The sequence below is a fragment of the Rhizobacter sp. P2_H2 genome (genome assembly GCF_056403375.1).
Map to the genome: position 1 here is coordinate 1 of NZ_JBFUFP010000620.1, position 3260 is coordinate 3260.

At 72.7% G+C, this 3260-nt stretch carries 5 protein-coding genes; 4 read left to right on the forward strand and 1 reads right to left on the reverse strand.

Annotation, left to right across the window (positions count from 1 at the left end; all coding sequences use genetic code 11):
• The 4 genes from AC1D15_RS23510 to AC1D15_RS23525 form a co-directional block, all read left to right on the forward strand.
• Positions 1-316, forward strand: a 316-nt coding sequence (locus AC1D15_RS23510; protein ID WP_477827876.1) for a multinuclear nonheme iron-dependent oxidase, incomplete at its 5' end; no start/stop codon positions are given.
• Positions 313-1095 carry an HvfC/BufC family peptide modification chaperone gene (locus tag AC1D15_RS23515; protein ID WP_477827877.1) on the forward strand — a complete coding sequence of 261 codons (783 nt, stop codon included), beginning with the start codon at positions 313-315 and terminating at the stop codon, positions 1093-1095. The genes AC1D15_RS23510 and AC1D15_RS23515, both read left to right, overlap by 4 nt.
• 71 nt (positions 1096-1166) lie before the next feature.
• Positions 1167-1634: a DoxX family protein gene (locus tag AC1D15_RS23520; protein WP_477827878.1), complete on the forward strand. Its 468-nt coding sequence runs from the start codon at positions 1167-1169 to the stop codon at positions 1632-1634.
• A 60-nt stretch (positions 1635-1694) separates the two neighbouring features.
• Positions 1695-2804, forward strand: coding sequence for an NAD(P)/FAD-dependent oxidoreductase (locus tag AC1D15_RS23525; protein ID WP_477827879.1), 1110 nt, complete (start codon positions 1695-1697; stop codon positions 2802-2804).
• Here the strand turns inward: AC1D15_RS23525 and tolA are convergent.
• Positions 2766-3260, reverse strand: a 495-nt coding sequence (tolA, locus tag AC1D15_RS23530; RefSeq protein WP_477827880.1) for a cell envelope integrity protein TolA, incomplete at its 5' end; no start/stop codon positions are given. The genes AC1D15_RS23525 and tolA overlap by 39 nt on opposite strands.

Sequence of the window (3260 nt, forward strand, 5' to 3'; positions counted from 1 at the left end):
GGTCGTGAACGGGCTGAACCGTGCACGCGACGACGCTGATGCGGTGCGCGGGGCCTGCGACTGGATCGACGCGATCGATGCGGCCAGCGTCGGCGAGATCCACCTGGCCGGCTACCTCGAACTGCCCGACATCGTGATCGACGACCATGGCAGCCGCGTGCATGAGCCGGTGTGGCGTGTGTTCGCCCATGCGATCGACCGGCTGGGGCCGCGGCCGACGCTGGTCGAATGGGACACCGAACTGCCGCCGCTGGCCGTGCTGCTCGAAGAAGCGGCGCACGCCGAACGGGTGATCGCCGGGGCAGGCCAACGATGAACGAGCTCGAACGCCAGCAGGCGCTGCTGCGCAGCCTGTGGGCGCGCGATGAAGGCGCATCGCTGGCCGCTGCGGTGGGCGAGCAAGGCGCCCGGCTGCTGCGCGGCTGGCAGGCCTACCAGGCGAACGGCGGTGCCTCGGCCGAGCGCGCGTTGGCGGCACGCTACCCGACCGTGCAGGCGCTGCTGGGCGAGGAGTCGTTCGCGGCGCTGGCCCGCGCGTTCTGGCAGGCGCACCCGCCGCAGCGCGGTGATCTCGCCGAGTTCGGCGATGCCTTGCCCGGTTTCATCGCCGAGAGCGATCAACTGGCCGACGTGCCTTACGTGGCCGACAGCGCGCGGCTCGATGCGCTGGTGGCCCGCTGCGAGCGGGCGGCCGACACCGAATGCGACACCGCGAGCCTCGCCTTGCTGGCCGAGACCGATCCGGCCGGACTGACGCTCGCGCTGATGCCGTCGGTCGGCCTGCTCTCCAGTGCCTGGCCGGCGGCGAGCCTGTGGCTGGCGCACCGCCCCGGCGACGATGCAGCCGCCCGCCTCGAGGCCGCCCGCGGGGCGCTCGATTCCGGCCGGGGTGAGCACGCGCTGGTGTGGCGCGACGGTTGGCGCCCGCGGGTGCAGGCGATCGGCGGGCCCGAGGCGCGCTGGACGCAGGCCTTGCTGGAGGGCCGACCGCTGTCGGAGGCACTGGACCGCGCAGGCGAGGAAACCTTCTCTTTCGAACCCTGGCTGTTGCAGGCCTTGCAGCACGGCTGGTTGGCCGGCGCCCGTCGCTGCTGACCTGGCATCCGGGCTGCGAAAGAAAGCACGTTGCCCGCCGACCAAGGCCCATCGAATCGAAAGAGATCCCCATGAGCCTCACCCCCTTGCTGACCCTGTGGAGCCGCTTCGTCGCGCTGCTGGAAACCCTGCAGCCGGTCGCGCAGCTGGCGGCGCGGCTGTACGTCGCGCAGGCCTTCTTCCTGTCCGGCCTGACGAAGATCCGCGACTGGGACACCACGCTCGCGCTGTTCAACGACGAATACCACGTGCCGCTGCTGCCGCCCGGGTTGGCCGCGGTGATGGGCACCGGCGGCGAGCTGGTGCTGCCGGTGCTGCTGGCGCTGGGCCTGGCCGGGCGCTTCGCGGCGCTCGGGCTGTCGGTGATGAACATCGTCGCGGTGCTGAGCCTGGCCGAGATCGCACCGGCCGCGCTGCAGCAGCACCAGTTCTGGGGCAGCCTGCTGATCGGGCTGGCGCTGTGGGGGCCGGGCGCGCTGTCGCTCGACCGGCTGATCTCGACCCGATGGGGCATTCGTCCCGGGTTGGCGCCGCGCTGACGCCCCCGGGCAAGGGCCGGGGCACAATGCGGGGTTGCACCCGCCTACCCCTTGCCCTCGATGAAGCATCTCGTTCTGCTGGGCGCCGGGCCCGCCCACCTCCAGGTGCTGCGCGAGTTCGCGGCGCAGGCGCTGCCCGCGGCGCAGGTCACGCTGGTGGCGCCCTCGCAGCGCCCGATGGCGGGCGCGGCGCTGCCCGGCTGGGTAGCAGGCCGCCGCAGCCTCGACGACAGCGTCACGCCGCTGCTGCCGCTCGCGCAGCAGGCCCACGTGACGCTGGTCGAAGGCGAGGTCGATTCGCTCGATGCCGCCGCGCGCCGCGTGACGCTCGCCGGCGGCCAGGTCATCGACTACGACGCGCTGAGCCTGGACCCCGCGCCGGTGATGGACCGCGACGCGATCGCCGGCGCCCGCGAGCATGCCCTCTTCATGCAGCCCGGCGAGCAGTTCGTGCTCCTGTGGGATGCGCTGCTCGCGCTGGCGCAGCAGCGCACGCTGAGCGTCGTGGTCGTCGGTTCGGGCATCGCCGGCGTCGAGCTGTCGCTCGCGGTGCAGCGGCGCCTGGGCAAGCGGGCGCGCGTCGCGCTCGTCACCAACGGCGGCCCGCCGCTGCCCGATTTCCCGTCGTCCGCGCAGGTCCGCATGCACCGCATCCTGAAGCGCCGCAACGTCACGCTGTTCGAGGAGCGCTGCGTCGCCCTCGGCGGGCGGCAGGCGATGGTCGGCGACGGCATGCGCCTGGTCTGCGACGCGCCGTTGCTGGTGCTGCCGGGCCGCGCACCGTCGTGGGTGGACGGCAGCGGGCTGCTGCTCGATCCCGAGGGCGGTGCGGCCGTCGGCCCGACCTTGCAGAGCACCTCGCACCCCGAGGTGTTCCGCGGCGGCGACGACCCCGCGACGCTCGCCATCAACCTGCGCCGCTTCGTCGCCGGCGGGGCGCTGGTCACCGCGAAGCTGGCCCAGCCTGCGCTGCGCTGGGTCGATTGCGGCGATGGCGACGCGCTGGTCAGCTGGGGCGCCTGGTCGTTCGAGGGCCGCTTCGTGGCCTGGCTGCTGAGGCGGCGCGAGCGCGCTGCCGGCGCGCGGCCCGGCAAGCCGCCGCTGCCGGCCTCGGTCGTGGCCCCGGTGGCCTCAGAAGTCGAGCGGCCGGAAAACGAGGGTCATCGGTGACGGCACGCGGCCGTTCTCGTCGCGCGGCAGGGAGGCGGTCTTGTCGATCGCACGCAACACCGTCTCGTCCCACTCCGCGACGCCGCTGGGCTTCGTGACGCGCCGGCTGAGGATGGTGCCGTCCGGTCCGGTGCGCACCTCGACCTCTACCCGTGGGTTGCCGTCGATGGTCGTGATCAACGTGATGTTGGGTTTGATCGCACCGACGATCTTGCCGCGGTAGTTGGCCGACGGCGCCGCGTCGTGCGCGGCGGTGCCGGTGCTGGTGGCCGCGCCGGTGGCGCCGGCCTGGCCGAGGATGCGCTCCAGCTGCTTCTTGCGCTGGTCTTCAGTCTGCGCGGTCTGCCGCTCGAGCTCCTTCTTCTTGCGATCGGCTTCGGCCTTCGCATCGGCGACGCGCTTCGCCTCCAGAGCCTTCTTCTCTTCGGCTTCCTTGTCCTGCTGGGCCTTCAGTTC

Bases quoted from the DNA above. Each gene is read 5' to 3' on its own strand.
- AC1D15_RS23520 (WP_477827878.1), top strand. From the start codon at position 1,167: ATGAGCCTCACCCCCTTGCTGACCCTGTGGAGCCGCTTCGTCGCGCTG.
- AC1D15_RS23525 (WP_477827879.1), top strand. From the start codon at position 1,695: ATGAAGCATCTCGTTCTGCTGGGCGCCGGGCCCGCCCACCTCCAGGTG.
- AC1D15_RS23515 (WP_477827877.1), top strand. From the start codon at position 313: ATGAACGAGCTCGAACGCCAGCAGGCGCTGCTGCGCAGCCTGTGGGCG.